Raw genomic sequence first — 20,136 nt, 5'->3', positions numbered from 1 at the left:
TTTTTATTCGGTCCTAGTCCGCCGAAAGTATTTAAATCCATTTATTAGTCTCCGGCATCTTATGGATTCAATGTACCCTCAACAAGTCCGACCAGAAGTGAAATATGTTAATTTTCAGTTAATTAAAAGTCTTTAAAACAAGAGTGATACTTTAGTATGCTTGAATGGTCTGGCCAGATGCTTGATATGAAGGGCTTTGGGTACCGCTATGGGTTTCAATTGAAGTTAACGGTTTGTAATGGTGTGTTGGGCATTTAAAAGGATACAAAATGTAAAAAGCGCACACTTGTGCGCTTTTTAACATATGGAAGCATATCTAGATTAGAGTGCAGACTTAAATTGTTCGAACTCTGTCGTTACTTTTTCACTTGGAGCAGAGAATTTACTGACTAAAATACCCGCAATAGTCGCGAATATAAACCCAGGAAGGATTTCGTATACTTCAAAAATGCCACCAGTGAGTTGCTTCCAAATCACCACGGTTAATGCACCGACAATAATAGTGGCGATAGCGCCATTACGGCTATATTGCTTCCAAAACAGGGATAACAAGACTACGGGACCAAAGGCCGCACCAAAGCCTGCCCAAGCATAACTCACTAGGCTGAGCACGCTACTTTCAGGATTGAGTGCTATCACACCTGCAATTACAGCGATAGCGAGTACACCTAAACGACCTACCATCATTAGCTCGCGATCATCGGCCTTTGGGCGCAACCATTTACGGTAGAAATCTTCGGTGATGACACTTGAGCAGACTAAGAGCTGTGAGTCGATAGTACTCATGATTGCCGATAAAATAGCGGCGATTAATAGCCCACCAATCCATGGGTTAAACGCCGCTTGAGCTAAATGGATAAATACCGTTTCAGAATTGGCTAATGGCTCTTTGGCGAAATAGAGCGATCCTGCGATACCTGTGGCTAACGCGCCAATGAGAGATAACACCATCCAGCTCATGGCTATACGGCGTGACAAGGGCAGGGCATCGGCACTGCCTATCGCCATAAAACGCGACAAAATATGTGGCTGACCAAAATAACCTAGGCCCCATGCGAGCAAAGATAACATGCCGATGGCAGTGGTTTTGTCATTGACCAATGCCAACATCGCGGGATCGATTGTTTCAATACCTGCATGGCTTTCGGGGTGAGCGAAAACGGCGAAAGGGACAATCAATAGGGCGATGAGCATTAAACTGCCTTGGAAAAAGTCAGTCCAACACACGGCAAAGAAACCGCCAATAAAGGTGTAACCGACTATGATGGCCGAGCCAATCACGAGGGCTGCGGTGTAATCAAGCCCAAAGACCTTCTCAAACAAAATCGCGCCACCGACCATGCCAGAGGAGGCATAGAAAGTAAAAAACACCAGAATAGTGATTGCGGAAACGAGCTTGAGATAGCCTTGGGTATCGTGGAAACGTTTCTCGAAAAAATCCGGTAAAGTGAGGGCGTTATCGGCGAGTTGGGTATAAATGCGCAGTCGTTTGGCAACAAATAACCAGTTTAGCCAAGCACCAATAATTAATCCTACGCCAATCCAGGCTGCACCTAAGCCGCTTAAGTAAACTGCGCCGGGTAACCCCAGTAACAGCCAACCTGACATGTCAGATGCACCCACGCTGAGTGCGGTCACTGCGGGGCCCATTTTGCGGCCACCTAAAATATAATCATCAACAGTATCGGTAGCACGGTAAGCCCAAAAACCTATGCCCATCATCAATACTAAGTAACCAACAAATGTGATTAAAATCGGGGTTTCAATCGTCATCTTGCCTTTTCCCATCTTTTTATTATTAAAAGTGGCAAGCATGCTACCAGATGTTTGAACGTGCGCCCATTAGCAGATGTAAGTGTGATTGAAATCTAACCTCCGATAACATGAAAATATCGGAGATTGATTTTTAAATGCAAATTATAACAATAGCTTAAATAAATATATTCTTGATTTCGTCTTTTATATAGCTAAGGTCAGCTTGATCCTCACCTATGAGCAAAATAAATGCATCGGGCGTTTCAAAGCCCATCCCTTGATATTTACCGTCGGCGAAGGTTTTATCCAACACCATACGTTTCTCGAGTGGCACGATAAAGAGTGTCACCTTACTTTGTTCGCCCTGAAGTACTAAGTGCAGGCTTTTTACCCCTTGAAAATCGCAATAAGAGGTGTAATACACTTTGCCCGGTTGTTGGGTAAATTTGGCATTGCCAAAGTCTTTTATCGACGCAAGCTGGGCATTGACTTGACTAAAATTGACATTTTGATCGACATGCAAGGCAATATCTTCATGGTAGACATGGGCCAAGGCATGTTCAGCCAAATCAATAGGCCCTAAGCGTAATAGGCTGAAGCTGATGCCTACCACAAACGCGACTGAGGCTGCCATGGCCACTAAAAAAAACGTTTGCCGGCGCTGTTTATGGTGCTGTTGTAACTGCTGACGCAAAATGAGTTTGTCGGCGAGATCCTCAGCCACATCCACTTTCAATGCGTTGCTCAGTTTGGCATCAAGGTTTTTAAGCTCATTGATTAGGGCTTGGTTTTCTGGCTTGGCATTGATCTGCGCCAGAAAGTCAGCATCTTGATTATGAGGATCTTCATAAGCTTGACGTCTAAATTTAAGCTCATCCATTGGATTGACCTCTCACATCATTCTTCTCAAGTAATTCTTTCAATTGGCTCCTCGCCCGAAATAAACGCGTCATTACGGTGTTGCGATTGAGCTCCATCAGCTCGGCGATTTCATCGCCGCTAAAGCCACCAATGAGCTGGAGTAAGAGTGGTTCACGGTATTCGATATCCAGCTTGCCAATTTGTCGACGGATCAGATATTGCTCGGCCTGCTCTTCACTGCTATTGGAGATATTGTCCTCTAAGGTATCTTGCTCAACGTCGGAATAATCGAACTGTTTACGCTCGAAACGCCGCGCATTTTCACGCCTAAGAATCGTGATCAGCCAAGCTTTCGCCGCTTTATCATCCTTGAGGGAATCCAAAGCGCGCCACGCCCGCAAGAAGGTTTCTTGGGTAATGTCTTCAGCCACGTGCTTATCGCCACATAACCAATAGGCGTAGCGGAAAATGTCTGCATGTAGCGCCTTGACTAGGCTGTTGTATCGTCGTTGTTTGCTTAGCATGTCAGAAGAGACCGCGGGCTCGACGGATTTCTTGCGCCAGTTAGCAAACATTTTTTATCTTTGGGCTTTTTGGCGGAATATTTAGCATGGTAGCACTCGCTTCTTTGTCATTAACCCCATCATTTATTTAGGATTTAGTGGGCTTAATGGCGCTGATTTTGGGTTTGAATGTTTATGCTCACAGGCCTTAACCGCGTTAAGTAAGGCGGTACATTCGGCGCTTAAGTGGCTATTTGTATTGTTAGAATTCGCACTGCTCGTATTAGCACTGTCAGTATGCTGGCTCTTATCGGCCTTCGCACTGTAGGCTTTGATTTGCAGTTGCTGTATCGCTGCTGCCAGTTGTGGTGACTGCTCAGCAATCTTATCTAATGTCATAGGCGTTTGCTGTAACTCACTGAAATATCGCTGCAATTGCAACATAATTCTGCTTACATCGCCACTGGCGCAGGCTTGCTCTAATCCTTTCAAGCCGGAGGCAGTCACTGATTGTGCTGAACTGATTGAAGAGTTTACTGCAATTGGGGCGGCCGTTTGATTTTTTAAGGCGCGGCGCCAAGCGACTAAGGTGATAATCCAAGCGACTAGAGTGACCAGCCATAGCGCAGCAAAAACAGTGGTTAGCCAAGACCAGCCCTTATCGGCCGCGGAGTTGGTTTCCCATGTTGGTTGAGCTGGCGTATCACTGACAGCACCACCTTCAACGATTATGGTACGTGCGGGCAGCGTTGCAGTTTCTTGACGTTTAAGGCGCGGATTCCACCAAGGCACTTTGATTTCGGGCAAGGTAAAGGTGCCCGCTTTGCTGGGAACGATTGCCGAAGTAATACTGTACTGCGAAACAATTTGTGCATCGCGCACAAAGGTCTGCCGCTGGGGTTTTTCTGGGTATGACTTGAGTTCATCGGGCAGAGTTTGCACTATATCAGGCAGACTATTTTCATCGGCATTGGAAGCCAACAGCGTAATAGTGCGGGTGATAGGGCTACCGACGGTAAACTTTTTAATATCCTCAGGGAAGTTTTCTTTTAGCGCTACTAAATCGGCAACCAGCCATTGGCCTTGGAAGCTTGTTGGTGCGGGATTCACTTGAACTGTCAGTGAGGGCGCGCCTGCTTGCATTGGGCGGCTTTCATTAAAGCCAAACATGCCGCCGCGGCGTTGGGATTCTACCAGCACATCGCCAGCAAAGGTTGCACCTTTAATATTCACTTGGCCGGGCAAATCGGGAATGATGCCATAGGTGCGTTCAATCACGCGGTAACGTCGGCCATCGACTATCTCTGAACCATCCCTATCTTCACCGATTTGTTTGATCTGTGCGCCTTCGATCACTGGTGCACTCAATACGCCCCTTTGTAATTCTACCGCCAGATAGAGTTTCACCTTGTAGGTAATGAGCTGCCCAACATAGGCTTCGTCGGTCGAGACTTTGGCGTCAATGAACAGATTGTTCATTTGCGCGGGCTGGCTACCGGTTTCGACCACTTTGAGTGGAATAGGCGATGAGCTGACACCGTCAATACTAAAGGCTGGAATGGTTAACTGGCCTTGTTGTTTTGGCGCGAGCAGTACTTGCCAGCGGGTTTCTTTGACCGCATCGAAGTTCATTATTTGCGTGCTGCGGCTCACGCTAGTACGGCCGACAATAAAATCTTTCAGTAGGGCGGATGTGTCTAGCTTACCGGTATCGACCTCGTCATCGACACTGATGTTGAGCACAAAGTATTCGCCCTCCATCACAGGGTTGCGATCGACCGAGGCCTCAATTTTGCTAAGTGCAAAGGCGGGATGAGCCACTCCGATGGCAAGGAGTAGCAGGATAAAAAATTGTCTCGTCACCACTGTTCGTTATCCTTTGATATTTGGCCATTTTGACGGCGTTTTTGATATTCCAACTGCATCTTGTTGCGCAGTAACACTTGCGGGTCTTCACTCACGCCCCTCAGTGCTCGCTGCATTTCTGCGGGCAGTGGCTCGCTATTGGTTGGCGGTGCCTCTACCGATTCACTCATAGCAGCCTCTTGTTTATCTTGCGCATTTTGCTCAGGAGCTTCTTTGGCAGCAACGCTTTGCTTTTCTTGCTCAGCTGACTTTTGCTCTTCAGCATCGGCTTTAGCCTGCGCTTGCATCTTAGCTTCATTGTCTGCAGGCTCATTTTCCTGCGCATCCTGCTCGCCATTTTGCTGCTTGGCTTCATCCTGCTGATCCTGAGCATTGCCATTTTGCTTATCTTGCTCAGACTGTTGCTCATCCGTTTTTTGCTGCTCAGGGCTTGGATCCGCGTCGGCATCGTCCTGTTGATCCTGAGGCTCTTGTCCCGCTTGATCTTGTTTATTTTTCTGAGCGCTATCTTGGTCAGATTGCTGTTTATCCTGCGATTTTTGGTCACCGGATTGTTGGTCGCCAGACTGCTGATCGCCTTGTTGATCTTGGTTCTTATCCTGTTGCTCGTTTTTACCTTGCTGTTGTTGCTGTTCCTGCAATAACTTTTCAGCAAGTTCAAGGTTGGCCTTGGCCGCAGGGAAATCAGCTTGTTTCTCAAGCGCGGCTTGATAGCGCTCCTTGGCCTTATCGGGTTTACCGAGTTGCATCAACGCATTGCCTTGATTGTAGAGGCCATGGGCTGAACTATCTTGCTCGAAGGTTTTCAGTGCTTGCGCAAAATCACCAGCTTTATATTGGGCGCTGCCACGCCATTGGGGCGACTCAAACTGCTTAGCGGCGTTTGCGTAATCTTGGGATTGATAGGCCTGCATCGCTTGTTGATCTGTGGTTTTCCACACATTGTCCCAGGCATTGTCCCACATACTGGCATGGGCAGGCTGAGGCGCAGCCGCGATCAGTATGCCGCCCGCGAGAGTGACAAATCCAACACTGGCCACGATTCCTTGTCTAAAGCTGAAAAGGGCGGGTAGCAGTAATAATAAGGCGAGGTAAGGACCGAGATCCTGCCAAGTTTCACCATCAAGATCTGTGGCTTTCGCATCGCCAGCATCGCTTAACCATTGCTGTAATTGGGCGAGATCATTACCGTCGGTGCGATTCTGGATCAGAACGCCTTTGTTATTCACGGCCAGTTTTTGCAGCAGAGCGAAATCAGTGCTGGCCACAACGACTTCGTTGCTACTGTCGCGTTGTAATTGTCCATCGGGTAGACGGATTGGCGCACCTTGGCTGGTGCCAAAAGCGACGACGGCGAGGCGATATTGGGTGCCATTTAATGCCGAGTTAGCCTCATCAAACTGGGCTGTTGTGATGCCATCTGTCATCACGATAATATCACCGCGAATATGGCCACCCTGAGCCAGTAGCGTTTTGGCTTGGGTCAAGCCTGCCGCTAAGTTTGAACCACGAACGGGCATGATCTCAGGACTTAACGTCGGCAGTAAATTGAGTAATGTGCCGGTATCACGGGTTAATGGGCTGATAGTAAAGGCATCGCCGGCAAAGGCGACTAAACCTGTTTCACCTTCTTTAAGATTACGCAGCAGATCCGTTGCCCTAAATTTAGCTTGGGTTAACCGATTCGGCGCAAGATCGGTGGCGAACATAGATACGGACATGTCCATCACCAGTACGCGGCCTTGCTCGGCGGCAAACACAGGTAAGGATTGTTTATTCACGGCAGGTCCGGCGAGTGCCAAGGTCGCAATCAACCAAGTTAAGGCTAATAAATGTAACGGACGGCGGGATTTCTTATTGCCTTGGGTGACCAATATCTTGGCTAAGTGTGGCGCAATATAACGGTTCCACGCGCTGTGGCTTTCGTGTTGCCGCCATAAACTCAACAAGGCTAAGGCTAGCGGCACTAGGGCGAGTAGCCATTCGGGACGAATAAAATGTAGGCTCATTATTTGATGTTCCCCTGTGAAGTGGTTGCGACAGAGGGTTTAACGCGGCGCGCTGCAAAGAGTGGCAATTGACCTAAGGTAATCCACAGACTCGTCAGTAATGCCAGTGCCAGCGGCCAGTAGAACAGATCTGCCTGCGGACGATAGCTTAACTGATCGCGACTCACAGGTTCGAGTTTATCGATTTCTTGGTAAATCTGGTCTAGCTCTTGGCTGTTACGGGCGCGAAAATAACGGCCGTGGGTGACGTCGGCGATATGCTTAAGTTGGTTTTCATCCAGATCCATCGAAGGATTAACCCGCTCGCGGCCAAAGAGTGTGCGGCGCTCCATCACATCTGCGCCCACACCAACCGTATAAATGGTAACTTTACGATTAGCGGCAATTTGCGCTGCTTGCTCTGGTTCGATATTGCCCGCGTTGTTAGAACCGTCGGTCAATAAAATCAACACTCTATTACTCTCGTCCATTTTATCGAAGCGTTTTACCGCCAGCGCTATGGCTTCACCTATGGCGGTTTGCTTACCGACTAAGCCAATTTGTGCTTCTTTTAAAAATTGCGCCACTGAACGTCTATCTTGAGTGAGCGGCGCCTGTAAATAGGCGTGATCGGCAAAGAGGATCAAGCCGATACGATCACCCTTGCGGCGCTCGATAAAGTCACTGACGACGTGCTGAATTAAAGTGAAACGGTCGACGGTTTTGCCATTCACCACCATGTCTTCAATCTGCATACTGCCGGATAAATCCACCGCCATCATCAAATCGCGGCCTTGGCTTGGCAGTTCGATAGGTTCACCAAGCCATTGAGGACGAGCAATAGCGAGCACTAACAGGCACCACATCAGCCAGTAGCGTTTGCGACTCTGGCGCGTGTTGGCCGCTAAGCTTTGTTTATCCGTTTGGCTTATTCCGGGTAATTGCAGCCGGCCACCATCCACTTGTAATGTGTGTTGGCGCCAAAAAATCAAAGGTAAAGGCAATAATATCAATAGCCAAGGCCATGCAATTGTTAACATTGTGCCTCCGCTTTTTCAGTGTCAGCTTGCTGGGTTGTCGCTTGGCTTTTAGCTTGAGCGTCGCCACTAGCTTGAACGTAGCCCTTAGCTAAAACAAGAGTCGGCTCAGGCGCACTCAGTTTTGCTTTCGATGCCAACCAAGCCTGTGTGAGTTGATGCAATTCATTGGCTTCAGCTAAGGTCAATGTCGTAGCCTGATGGCGTTTGGCTAGCAAAGGGCCGATATGTTGGCGTTTATGCTCGGGTAAATAGCTGTCTAACCAAGCCGCCCAAGCTTCGCCATCTAAGGAGGCTATTGCTTCTCTGCTGAGGTAACTCACGGCGGTGCGCTTTAATAGGCTGTTGATGTCAGAGGCATAGGACGTCGCTTGTTTATCGAGCTGATTGAGTAACTGTTTAGCGGCTTTTTTCGGCGCAAAGTCACGGGCGCGTTTTCTTAGCCAGATAACTAAGAGTGTGATGAGGGCAATCACAAGTGCTAAAACCAGCCAATAACCGATTGCCCAAGACCAAGCGCCGATCGGTTCGGGATGAATAATATCCTGCAGTTGTGCAAGGGCTGGATTTGGCGCCGTAGAAGGCATAGGTACTGTTGCCTGTGGATTTGCTATTTCTGAATTCACTGTTGCTGGATCCATAGTTAACGCAATAATTCCAATTGGTGGGCTAGGGGAGCACCCGCATCTATGAGCTGGGTACGAACGCGCAGTTGCTGCATCATGGCAATAAAGTCCTTTTGCTGACGCAACTGAATGTCGAGCCAAGCCTGATAACTGTGGCGGGTAAGCACTAAGTCCTCATTCCCATCCCGTACCGGCAAATTAAAGTTGTGTGGTAACGGCAGTGTACCTTGACGCAGAGGATCGGTAATAAGATAGGCACCCACATCGCAATGACGCTTAAGCTCGGTGAGAGGCGCGATACATTGGGGACTAAAATGGCTGCCATCTGTCACTATCCAAACTAAGGAGCCGGGTTTGGCGATACGTTGTAATCGCTGACAGGCACGCAGAATATGGTCAGGATCGCGCTGGCCACTGCCAACATGATTGAGCTGATTTTCGTGTACACGGCGCAGGCCTGAGACCAATTGCAATATGCCCTGACGACGGCTGCGGGGTTTGAGCTCTAAATGCTCAGACTCACAGGCGATCAAGGCGCCGAGCCGATCGCCATGGTTAATCGCATTCCAACCTAAGGTGGTCGCAAGGTGTCCTGCTTGCACTGATTGCAGCAATAAACTCGAACCAAAATAGAGGCTTTGGCTCAAGTCGATTAACAATAAAATAGGGCGCTCACGTTCTTCGACAAATAACTTAGTGTGAGTTGTGCCCGTACGAGCGGTAACGCGCCAATCAATGGTGCGCACATCGTCGCCCTGTTGGTAGTGGCGCACCTCGGCAAACTCCATACCGCGGCCTTTGATTAAGCTGCTGCGATGGCCCGCTAAATTAGCGCGGGCACGGCTATAACGCTCAGGCATAGCACGGGCGATATTTTGGCACGCCAGCAGCTCTTGCTCGGTTAAATGCAAGCCATCGGCAAAAAGCGGCAAGCCATCGGCCGAGTCTGAGAGTCGCGCTGTGTCACTCATCTTATTTCACCTTTATCTTCACCGTTAAGGTACTGCAACTTGACTTAAGATGTGGTTGATCACGTGATCGCGGCTGACACCTTCGGCCTGTGCTTGGTAGCTGAGTAGGAGTCTATGGCGTAATACATTTGGCGCAACAGCTTGAATGTCTTCCGGTGAAACAAAGTCTCGCTCGTGCAGCCAAGCGCGGGCGCGGGCACAGCGTTCTAATGAAATAGTTGCGCGTGGGCTGACGCCGTACTCAAGCCACTTAGCTAAGTCTTCGCTGTAACGTAAAGGCTCACGGGTCGCCATCACGATTTCGACTATGTACTTTTCGAGCGGCTCGGCGAGATAGATTTCCATGGCTTCGTCACGGGCGGCAAACACATCCGCCTGAGCAATCGGCTCAGTGGTTGGCAATTCGTGGGTCAGCGCTTCTTTACGGGATTGACGCAGAATTTCGATTTCAGTCTCGCCGCTCGGGTAATCAAGGTTTAAGTGCATTAAAAAACGGTCAAGCTGTGCTTCTGGCAGGGGATAAGTGCCTTCGTTTTCTAATGGATTTTGGGTGGCCATCACTAAAAACAGCGGCGGTAGCTTATAGCTGTGCTTACCAACTGTGACTTGACCTTCGGCCATGGCTTCTAATAAGGCTGACTGAACTTTGGCTGGGGCACGGTTAATTTCGTCCGCCAAGATTAAATTGTGGAAAATCGGTCCGGCTTCAAATTCGAAGGTGCCAGTTTGCGAGCGATAGATATCTGTACCGGTTAAGTCGGCGGGCAGTAGATCTGGGGTAAATTGAATGCGGTGGAAATCGCCCTCAACCCCGTCACATAAGGCTTTCACCGCACGGGTCTTGGCCAGCCCCGGTGGTCCTTCAACTAATAAGTGGCCATTGGCAATTAAGGCAATGAGCAGATTTTCGGTCAATACTGGCTGCCCTAAAACAACCTTATTTAGGTAAGTGCGTAATGCGTGGAAGCGACTCAAAGGCATGATGCTACTCGTTTTATTATGTTGAAAATACGTGTGTGGGCTATAGACAACAGCTATGGTAAAGAATTCCCTTAGGGTTTGGCTAGTGTTAAAAAAACAAACAGGTGTTTAAAACTTGCTGACAAGAAGTTAGAATCAGATCACACTTTAATGGTCAGACCTGTTATTGGGCGTTTTTCGCCGTAAAACAATGGGTCAAACACGGAAATCGATAGCGCCGCCTGAAATCTCTCAGCGATTGCGCACATAAAGAGGGTGACAAATGAGTGATAGACAACAGGTTACGAACGCCAAGGGTGAACGTATCGCCATTGTAGCGGGTTTAAGAACGCCCTTTGCAAAGCAAGCCACGGCATTCCACGGCGTATCGGCGCTCGATATGGGCAAAATGGTGGTCAATGAATTATTGGCGCGCTCAGAACTCGATCCTAAGCTGATTGAGCAATTAGTCTATGGACAAGTCGTGCAAATGCCGGCTGCACCTAACATTGCCCGTGAAATCGTACTCGGTACTGGCATGAATGTGTCGACCGATGCCTATAGTGTCACTCGCGCCTGTGCAACTAGCTTTCAATCTGCCGTAAACGTGGCTGAATCTATCATGACAGGCAATATCGAAATCGGTATTGCGGGCGGCGCCGACTCTTCTTCTGTCTTGCCTATCGGTGTGTCGAAAAAATTAGCCCATGCGTTAGTCGATCTGAATAAAGCCCGTAGCTTTGGGCAAAAATTACAAATTTTCCGCCGTTTAGGCATAAAGGATTTATTACCTGTGCCGCCTGCGGTTGCCGAGTACTCAACGGGCTTGTCTATGGGACAAACCGCCGAGCAGATGGCAAAAACCTACAATATTAGTCGCGCCGATCAAGATGCCTTAGCACATCGCTCACATACCTTAGCGAGTGAAACTTGGGCTTCTGGCCATTTGCGTGACGAAGTTATGGTCGCGCATATACCGCCGTATAAGCAGTTTATCGATCGTGATAACAATATCCGCGAAAACTCGGTACTGGAGTCATATGCTAAGTTGCGTCCTGCATTCGACAAACAACATGGTACTGTGACGGCGGCCAATAGTACGCCACTGACGGACGGTGCCTCAGCGATTATCCTGATGAGTGAAGGTCGAGCCAAAGCCTTAGGTTATCAACCTATTGGTTACATTAAGAGTTACGCCTTTAGCGCCATTGATGTGTGGCAAGATATGTTGATGGGGCCATCCTACGCGACGCCACTGGCGTTAAAACGTGCCGGAATGGAATTAGAAGATCTTACTCTGATTGAAATGCACGAAGCCTTTGCGGCGCAGACATTAGCGAATATGCAGATGTTTGCTTCGAAAAAATTTGCCGAAGAAAAACTCGGCCGCAACCGCGCGATTGGCGAAATCGACATGAGCAAGTTTAACGTGCTCGGTGGCTCGCTCGCTTATGGTCATCCTTTTGCGGCAACGGGAACCCGTTTAATCACCCAAGTGTGTCGTGAGCTTAAGCGCCGTGGTGGTGGAACTGGCTTAACGACGGCCTGTGCGGCCGGTGGTTTGGGTGTGGCTATAATAGTGGAAGTGGAGTAATCGGCATGGAAAAGACCTTTAATTTAACTCGCCGCGACGACGGCATTGCCATTTTGACTATGGATGTTCCTGGAGAAACCATGAACACCCTAAAAGCACAGTTTGGCCCTGAAATCAGTGAGATTCTGGCTGAGATTAAAAGCGACCCTCATATTCGTGGACTCGTGCTGATCTCGGGCAAAAAAGATTCTTTTGTCGCGGGCGCGGATATTTCCATGCTCGATGCCTGTAAAACGGCTGGCGATGCCAAAGCCTTATCCCAGCAAGGGCATGTGGTTTTTAATGAGTTAGAAGCCTTAAAAATTCCTGTAGTGGCGGCAATCCATGGTGCCTGTTTAGGTGGTGGTTTAGAGTTAGCCTTAGCTTGTCATCAAAGGGTATGTAGCGACGATGGTAAAACCATGCTCGGCGTACCGGAAGTTCAACTTGGCTTATTACCTGGCGGCGGTGGGACTCAACGTTTGCCTCGTTTAGTCGGTATTACCACCGCCTTAGATATGATGCTAACCGGCAAACAAATTCGTCCTAAACAAGCCTTGAAAATGGGCTTAGTGAATGATGTTGTACCGCAGACCATTTTGCTGCAAACCGCAGTTGAGATGGCGCTTGCTGGTAAACGTGCACCGAAACCTGTTAAAACGTCACTCGTTAATCAAGTACTTGAAGGCACGAGCTTTGGTCGTAACATTATTTTCGATCAAGCGACTAAACAAGTCGAAAAGAAAACCCAAGGTAATTATCCAGCACCAGCCAAAATTATTGACTGCGTGCGTCAAGGGATTGCGAAGGGGATGCAAAAAGGGCTAGAAGTCGAAGCGAGTCACTTTGCCGAATTAGTGGTATCAAAAGAATCTGAAGCGCTGCGCAGTATTTTCTTCGCCACCACAGAAATGAAGAAAGAAACCGGCGCTGAGGGTGCTACGCCGCGTAAAGTGAAGAAAGCGGTGATCTTAGGTGGCGGTTTAATGGGCGGAGGCATTGCCTCTGTGACTACCACTAAGGCTAAAATCCCCGTTCGCGTCAAAGACATCAGCGAAAAAGGTTTAAGCAATGCATTAGCCTACGCTTATAAGTTGTTGGATAAAGGGGTAAAGCGCCGCCATATGACGCCTGCTGCCCGTGATAACTTAATGGCGCTGATGACGACAACCACTGAATATAAAGGCGTTAAAGATGCCGACATCGTTGTGGAAGCGGTATTTGAAGACTTAGCGCTTAAGCATCAAATGGTGAAAGACATTGAGCGTGAGTGTGGTGAGCACACGATTTTTGCGTCAAACACCTCATCTTTGCCAATTAGCCAAATCGCTGAGGCGGCGACGCGTCCTGAAAATGTGATTGGTCTGCATTATTTCTCGCCAGTGGAAAAAATGCCGCTGGTGGAAGTGATTGCCCATGCTAAAACGTCACCAGAAACCATTGCGACTACTGTCGCATTTGCCCGTAAGCAAGGTAAAACACCGATAGTGGTGCAGGATGGTGCGGGTTTCTACGTGAACCGTATTCTGGCTCTGTATATGAATGAGGCCGCGCAATTACTACTTGAAGGCCAAAGTGTTGAGCATTTGGATAAAGCTTTAGTGAAATTTGGCTTCCCTGTGGGACCGATTACTTTGCTCGACGAAGTGGGTATCGACGTGGGCGCAAAAATTTCACCGATCCTCGAGAAAGAATTGGGTGAACGTTTTAAAGCGCCAGCGGCATTTGACAAGCTTTTAGGTGACGATCGTAAAGGCCGTAAAAATGGCAAAGGTTTTTATCAATACGGCGCATCGAGCAAGAAAGCTAAAGCTGTCGATGAGAGTGTTTATGGCGTGTTAGGCATTAAGCCTGGCACCAATAAAGACGCAAAAGCGGTTGCCGAGCGTTGTGTCGTACAAATGCTCAATGAAGCGGTGCGTTGTTTAGATGATGGTATTATTGCATCGCCAAGAGACGGTGATATTGGCGCCATTTTTGGTATTGGCTTTCCGCCATTCCTCGGTGGCCCATTCCATTATATTGACACTTTAGGCGCCGCGAACTTAGTGAAGATCCTTGAAGGTTATCAAAGTCAATTCGGTAACAGATTCGAGCCTTGTGAGCGTTTAAAAACCATGGCTCAAGAAAACGCGCACTTTTTCTAAGTTTCAGTGAATTTAAGTCATAGTTAATCTAGGTCTTAGTAAATTGGAATTGAACAAAAAAGCGGCAGATCATTGCCGCTTTTTTTATTGCCATAAGGCATGTTTTTGCCTAAAAAATGTTCATGTTGGGGATGTGGATCTTGTATAATCTGAGCCCTTTATCGAGAGTTCAGTGTTACCTGTTCTGTACTGAGAGCGTAGCGATGAATGAGTGTTGCTCGTTTATGCATAGTGCGGAGAATTTTTTATCCTGCTGTTAAAACGACGTATTTAACATGTGCATCAATCACCAAGACTACGCGAGTAGCATCCGCATTTTAATGAGGAATTAATTTCTCTACATTTATGATTTATTTAGTTGTTTTCAAAGAGGTGGTTTGTGGTTTTGCTGGTTATCTTTATCGCATTAATCTCGGCTTGGTACTTTGGCTTGGCTGCATTTACCGCAGGTCTTACTGTTAAGCATTGGGTGCTGCTGGGTTTTGTGCTCGGGCCTCTGGCTTATCCACTCTTTACGACACATAGTCATTTAGCCTTGAGGAAAGTCCGTTGTAGTGAGGAAGGGATATTAAATAGCTAATTTATTAATTTGTTAGGTAATTTCCATGACTACATGACTACATGACTACATGACTACATGACTACATGACTACATGACTACATGACTACATGACTACATGACTACATGACTACATGACTACATGACTTTAGTACTTTTATATTCACTTAAAACTAAAGGGAGTCAATGCTCCCTTTATTGTTTCTAAGCTGCGCTAACTTAATTAACTATCACTGTACATGAGTTAGACTCATGGCTACAGAACTTAAATTAGTTCCACCAACCTTTTGCTGAAATCACTTCAAGGTGATTCAAGCCTTCAGGCAACTTAACTTTTTTACGCGCTGGCTTGGATAAACCGAGTGCTTTTTTGATTGAATTTAACATAGTCACTCTCCTTAACCTGATTAATGTTATGCAACTTCAGAGTTAATAAATTTAACGTAAGGATGTCCTGCGACTTCGAGAGGTTTGAACTTCACGTAAGGATGCCCAGCGATTTCAAAAGGTTTGAACTTCACGTAAGGATGCCCAGCGATTTCAAAAGGTTTAAACTTCACGTAAGGATGCCCAGCGATTTCAAAAGGTTTGAACTTCACATAAGGATGCCCAGCGATTTCAAAAGGTTTAAACTTCACATATGGATGCCCAGTTACTTCTACTGGAGCAAGTTTAACTGCAGGTTCTTCTGAAGTAATTGACTTAGCTGCTGGTTCTAATTTAGTGCTATCTTCAAGTGCATAAGTATTTACTGCAAAACTAATTGAAGATAATAAAGTAACGGCGGCAAGGATTCCTTTCATCATTCTAATTCTCTCTCAGGGTAGTTGATATTGATTTATTATTGACACTGATAGTGCTATTGCACTTGTTGTGCCAATGTTGTAAGTCGCAATCAAGTTGAGAGTAAATTGATTATGTAATGTTGCTTTTTGTGTTTAGCTTTATCATGTCTTCTTGGAGTAGCAAGGTAAATTCGGTCTCCTTTATGGCCTTACTAAAAATATAGCCTTGAATTTCTTCGCAGTTGAGTGCCCGTAAAATGTTCAATTGTGCAGCTTGTTCTACCCCTTCTCCTACAACAGAAAGCCCCATGTTATGGGCGATAGTGATAATAGAATCGACCATTTTGAGATCGCGATCAGACTTATCAATATCGTCAACAAAAGCTTTATCAATTTTTAAAGTATGAATCGGGAAACGTTTTAAGTATGAAAGGGACGAGTATCCAGTGCCGAAATCATCGAGTGCTAAACTAACGCCCATTTTAGCCAGTTGCTGCATGACAATAATAGCCGTTTCCGGCTGTTTAATGACGGTACCTTCAGTTATTTCTAATTCAAGATGACATGCAGGTAGTTTAGTGAGTCTTAATATTGACTCTATTCGCTGTTGAATATCGGGCAGTGCAAATTGACGTGACGATAAATTGACGGCGACTCTGCCGCTGAATATGCCTTGTTCACGCCATTTCTGTGCTGCGAAACAGGCTTTGCGTAAGACTATTTCACCAATTTCAACAATTAAGCCGTTTTCTTCAGCAAGCGGAATAAAATCATTTGGGGGTATCAAGCCATGTACTGGATGATTTAATCTGACTAAAGCCTCCATACCTGCAATTTTACCGCTTTTAAGATCAACCTTAGGTTGATAATAAACTTCAAATAGATCATCTTTTAAGCCTTCACGGATAAGATTTTCTACTTCTAATTGCCTAATTGCATGTTGGTTTAAAGACTCAGAATAAAACTGGTAGCAATTACCTCCTGCTGACTTAGCATGGTACATAGCAATGTCAGCCTTTCTCAGTAATGCTTGCTCGCTTTGCTCATCTTCTGGGAATAGCACTATGCCAATACTTAATCCTAGGACTAGCTGTTCATTGCTAACGTCAAATGCAGGTTTTAATCCCTCAATAATACGGTTAGCAATCGCAGCGCTGGCGCTTATATCTGAACCCTTGTCTAATACAATGGCGAATTCATCTCCGCCTAGACGATAAATACTGGTATTTTTAGGAAGTAAGGACTTAATGCGGGTAGCAACGAGCTTTAATAATGCATCTCCAATTTGATGGCCTAAGGAGTCATTAATACGTTTAAAATTATCAAGATCAAGTACCATAAGCGCATGAGCTATTTCTCGATTCACTAGGTTACTTAAGGTCACTTGTAAGTTGGAGCGATTTGGCAGTCCAGTTAAGAGATCGTTATTAGTTAATTTTCTAAGCTCTTCTTCTTGCTGCTTACGTCTTGATATATCAGAAAAAACACCAACATAGTGTGATAATTCGCCTAACTCATCATAGATAGCATCGATAGTGAGCTCCATATGGAAGTGACTGTTATCTCCTCTGGCGGCTTCGACTTCATTTGCCCAGCGACCTTGCTGTTTTAACATGGTTCTGATTTGGGTGGAGAAGGTTTCTGGATATAAATCAAATGTGAGTAAGTTGCCAATAAAGTCATTTCGGTTACGTAATGAAATTTTGCAGCAAGCTTCGTTGACTTCGACAAAACGGTATTCATTGTCGAGGATAAACATGCCTTCTGAAATATTTTCAATCGCTTTTTCAAAGAGTTTCAGCTGCTCTTCTTTTTGTTTAAATTGACTAATATTTTTAATCGTTCCAGTCATTCGCAGGGCATTATCTTTGTCATCCCGCTCTACAATCTTGGCGCGGTCTAAAATCCATACCCAATTGTCGTCTTTGCCTTTTACCCTATATGCGGCTTCAAAATGATCTGTTTCACCATAAAAATGCTTATTAAGCGCTTCACGAACACGTTCCTGATCCATAGGATGTATATTACTCTCTTCATCCGATTTTCCTGAACGATGTCCATCACGGGGAAATTCAAGTGCTCCCCAAATATTGGAGCGAAAAATGTTGCCAGTTTCTATATCCCAGTCCCACATTTCATCACCACTTCCCCAAAGGGAAAGTTTTAATCTTTCTTCGCTGAGTACAATCTGTCTTTGTGTTTCTCTACGACGTAGCACCGTTTTTATTACTAGATATGAGATACATAATACAATTGCAGCATAAATAGATTTTGCTTGAAATGATGACCACCAAGGAGGTGTTATAATGACAGCAAGCTCTTTTGTTGCTGCTTTTTCACCGGAAAGTGAGTTAACCGCATAAACTTGAAAAGTATAATTTCCTGGAGATAAGTTTGTATATGTTGCTGAGTTTGTTCCATTTGCAGGTATCCATATATCAGAAAGGCCAAACATCCTATAGTAGTAGTTAGTTGATGAGTCGTCTGACATGGGAGATATAAAATTGAACGAAAATGGATAGTCAGAGTATTTCAATGATATTTTATTAGATGCTGCGATTGATTGTATTAGATAGTTACTTTCTTGATTTTGAACTATATTAAATACTAAGAAATCTGATATTTCTGTTTTATTTACCTTGCTTTTCTTTACATAGCTTACAACATCTTTAGGTGATACTAGACTAATTCCACTGATCCCCGCAAGTAGAGTGTTACCGTTTATATTAATACCATTGGGAGCATTGTACTCATATTGACTCCCATTTGATGTTTTTAAGGTATAAGATACTTTACTGTTTTTTTCAAAAATAATGACTTCACTTAGTGATGAGGCTGTTATAAAACCATCATTATCTACAATGGCGTAGATCTCTTTATTGTTAGAAAGTATTCTCGAAATTTTTTTACTGGTATCATTATAAAGCATCAGTGACGTTGATGTTCCGAAGTAAATGCCATTATCACTTTTTTCGATGCTGTAAGTTATTTCATTGTTTAAGTTTTCTAATAACCCATTTTCATATTTTTTCAGTCCATCTTGTCCGGCTATATATATTAGGTTGTCAGATGTTAACTCTACGTCAAAAATTGGCTCATTCTTTTTTGTATCAATGCTGTTAGTAATTTCACCATTTTTGATGATTAAAACTTTCCCATCAGGTGTGCCAGCAGCAATTGTTAAACTATTTTCATTAATAGAGAGTGATGATATTATATTTTTGCTAATCAACCTGGATGAATCATCTTTCTGTAAAAATAACCCTGCATTAGTACCAAAATAAAGTCCATCATCACTTAGAACTGCGTATTTGTATCCTTGAGTATGAGTGCTGAAACTTTTGATTAGGTTTAAATTTTCATCAAAAAGATTTATTTTTTCAGAGTCAGATGAAACCAGAAAGCCTTTAGTGTTTTTTGTAAGATGCCATGTGCTATCGGTGGTTAAGTTGGTTTTCTGCACTAAATTATTTACTTTTTTTACAATAGTGATGCCTTGATCAATACTTCCTAGTATAAACATATCTTCGGTTGCAAAAAATGAAGATGTTTTATCTGTGCTATCTGTGGCTAGAAGTCCTACAATGCTATTTTTAGAAATATTAACTATATTTTTATCAGTGATACCATAAATAGTGTTTTTGTGTTTCGTGAGTTGAAAAAATACTCGCGGATCAATTTTTACTATTTTATTGTCCTTATACTTATATAGTCCATCACTTAATGATATGAGTAGTGTTGAGTGATCTTCTTGCTCGAAATCAATTGTTTTTTTAGCTATCTCTTTTAATTCATTCTGGGTGAGCTTAAATAACGTACCTGCATAATCTCTTATGTAATAATCGTCGCCTACTTTTATCGTTTTTTTGATTTCACTTAGGCCTTTATTTGAAAGTTCGTATGTTTTTTCTTTGTTATTTATATCTATAATTGCTTTGTTAGTTCCAACAATTAAACTCTTATCACTTGAGTTGAGGCTCCAAACAGGAGAGCTTTTTACCGACAGTCCATAATGAGAAAAGGATTCTTGAAGTTTATCATATACGACTAAGCCACTATCGGTTCCAACATATAAAATGCCTTTATCATCAATAAGTAAACTTCTAATAAAAGAGCTGGGAAGGCCTGTTCTGGTATCATTAGCATAAAAATGCTTAAAGTTTTTCCCATCAAATCGATTTAATCCATTAAATGTTCCTATCCATATATAACCATCATTGTCTTGAACGATAGACGTAACAGTGCTTTGGGAAAGTCCTTCTGGGACACCAAAAGATTGTGATTGGAGAATAATAGGAGATTTATCAGAAAAGGGAGATGCGTTTACGTCTTCGAATGCATGCAAGCTAAAAAAAGCGAGCAAGACGATTTTAAAGAGTGCTTTAGGCATAGTGTTTGTTCTTATTATCCGAGGATGCCATGAAACAATTGTGTTACATCACTTTTCCAGAAAGTGAGCGGTTTGTCAAAGTGGAGTCTGCAGAAAATCCTTTTAACAGCATGTA

The 20,136-nt window shown here is 44.9% G+C and carries 14 protein-coding genes; 3 read left to right on the top strand and 11 right to left on the bottom strand.

The features are described 5' to 3' along the window. Positions 1 to 321: 321 nt before the first annotated feature. The 9 genes from putP to L5L94_RS12555 all read right to left on the bottom strand — a co-directional run bounded on the left by putP (position 322) and on the right by L5L94_RS12555 (position 10,588). A complete protein-coding gene (gene putP, locus L5L94_RS12595) occupies positions 322 to 1,773 on the bottom strand; it encodes a sodium/proline symporter PutP (protein ID WP_105253092.1) in 1,452 nt (483 codons plus the stop codon). A gap of 157 nt (positions 1,774 to 1,930) precedes the next feature. Then, positions 1,931 to 2,635: a DUF3379 domain-containing protein gene (locus L5L94_RS12590; protein WP_131525286.1), complete on the bottom strand. Its 705-nt coding sequence runs from the start codon at positions 2,633 to 2,635 to the stop codon at positions 1,931 to 1,933. Next, complete coding sequence (locus L5L94_RS12585) at positions 2,628 to 3,191, bottom strand: sigma-70 family RNA polymerase sigma factor (protein ID WP_263163429.1); 564 nt, start codon at positions 3,189 to 3,191, stop codon at positions 2,628 to 2,630. The genes L5L94_RS12590 and L5L94_RS12585 overlap by 8 nt, the downstream gene beginning before the upstream one ends. A 72-nt stretch (positions 3,192 to 3,263) precedes the next feature. After that, positions 3,264 to 4,985, bottom strand: a complete 1,722-nt coding sequence (locus L5L94_RS12580; protein ID WP_263163427.1) for a BatD family protein — start codon at positions 4,983 to 4,985, stop codon at positions 3,264 to 3,266. Continuing rightward, the gene (locus L5L94_RS12575) at positions 4,979 to 6,994 is read right to left on the bottom strand and encodes a VWA domain-containing protein (protein ID WP_263163425.1); all 2,016 of its coding nucleotides are present in this window, start codon (positions 6,992 to 6,994) and stop codon (positions 4,979 to 4,981) included. The genes L5L94_RS12580 and L5L94_RS12575 overlap by 7 nt, the downstream gene beginning before the upstream one ends. Then, positions 6,994 to 8,013 (bottom strand): vWA domain-containing protein, encoded by a 1,020-nt coding sequence (locus L5L94_RS12570; RefSeq protein ID WP_263163424.1) that lies wholly within the window; start codon positions 8,011 to 8,013, stop codon positions 6,994 to 6,996. The genes L5L94_RS12575 and L5L94_RS12570 overlap by 1 nt, the downstream gene beginning before the upstream one ends. Further along, complete coding sequence (locus tag L5L94_RS12565; protein WP_263163422.1) at positions 8,007 to 8,651, bottom strand: DUF4381 domain-containing protein; 645 nt, start codon at positions 8,649 to 8,651, stop codon at positions 8,007 to 8,009. The genes L5L94_RS12570 and L5L94_RS12565 overlap by 7 nt, the downstream gene beginning before the upstream one ends. 2 nt (positions 8,652 to 8,653) lie before the next feature. Beyond that, positions 8,654 to 9,607 carry a DUF58 domain-containing protein gene (locus L5L94_RS12560; protein ID WP_263163421.1) on the bottom strand — a complete coding sequence of 318 codons (954 nt, stop codon included), beginning with the start codon at positions 9,605 to 9,607 and terminating at the stop codon, positions 8,654 to 8,656. A 24-nt stretch (positions 9,608 to 9,631) separates the two neighbouring features. Continuing rightward, positions 9,632 to 10,588 (bottom strand): AAA family ATPase, encoded by a 957-nt coding sequence (locus tag L5L94_RS12555; RefSeq protein ID WP_028761051.1) that lies wholly within the window; start codon positions 10,586 to 10,588, stop codon positions 9,632 to 9,634. Between the two features lie 262 nt (positions 10,589 to 10,850). On the opposite strand from L5L94_RS12555, the gene fadI reads away from it, so the two are divergent. The 3 genes from fadI (at position 10,851) to L5L94_RS12540 (ending at position 14,867) form a co-directional block, all read left to right on the top strand. Next, positions 10,851 to 12,161, top strand: a complete 1,311-nt coding sequence (gene fadI / locus L5L94_RS12550) for an acetyl-CoA C-acyltransferase FadI (protein ID WP_263163420.1) — start codon at positions 10,851 to 10,853, stop codon at positions 12,159 to 12,161. 5 nt (positions 12,162 to 12,166) lie between these two features. Next, positions 12,167 to 14,287, top strand: a complete 2,121-nt coding sequence (gene fadJ, locus L5L94_RS12545; protein ID WP_263163418.1) for a fatty acid oxidation complex subunit alpha FadJ — start codon at positions 12,167 to 12,169, stop codon at positions 14,285 to 14,287. Positions 14,288 to 14,666: 379 nt separating this feature from the next. Next, positions 14,667 to 14,867 carry a hypothetical protein gene (locus L5L94_RS12540; RefSeq protein WP_131525278.1) on the top strand — a complete coding sequence of 67 codons (201 nt, stop codon included), beginning with the start codon at positions 14,667 to 14,669 and terminating at the stop codon, positions 14,865 to 14,867. Positions 14,868 to 15,259: 392 nt separating this feature from the next. Here L5L94_RS12540 and L5L94_RS12535 read toward each other — a convergent pair whose 3' ends face one another. Together L5L94_RS12535 and L5L94_RS12530 are read right to left on the bottom strand one after the other, a co-directional pair. Beyond that, positions 15,260 to 15,652, bottom strand: a complete 393-nt coding sequence (locus L5L94_RS12535) for a hypothetical protein (protein ID WP_263146195.1) — start codon at positions 15,650 to 15,652, stop codon at positions 15,260 to 15,262. 109 nt (positions 15,653 to 15,761) lie between these two features. Further along, positions 15,762 to 20,021, bottom strand: a complete 4,260-nt coding sequence (locus L5L94_RS12530) for an EAL domain-containing protein (RefSeq protein ID WP_263163416.1) — start codon at positions 20,019 to 20,021, stop codon at positions 15,762 to 15,764. Between the last annotated feature and the right edge of the window lie 115 nt (positions 20,022 to 20,136).

Origin of the sequence: Shewanella sp. SM21, assembly GCF_025654335.1 — a bacterium.
In the GTDB taxonomy this organism is placed as follows: domain Bacteria; phylum Pseudomonadota; class Gammaproteobacteria; order Enterobacterales; family Shewanellaceae; genus Shewanella; species Shewanella oncorhynchi.
Note: the sequence above shows the minus strand (reverse complement) of the source record. Positions and strands in the feature narration are given on the sequence as shown.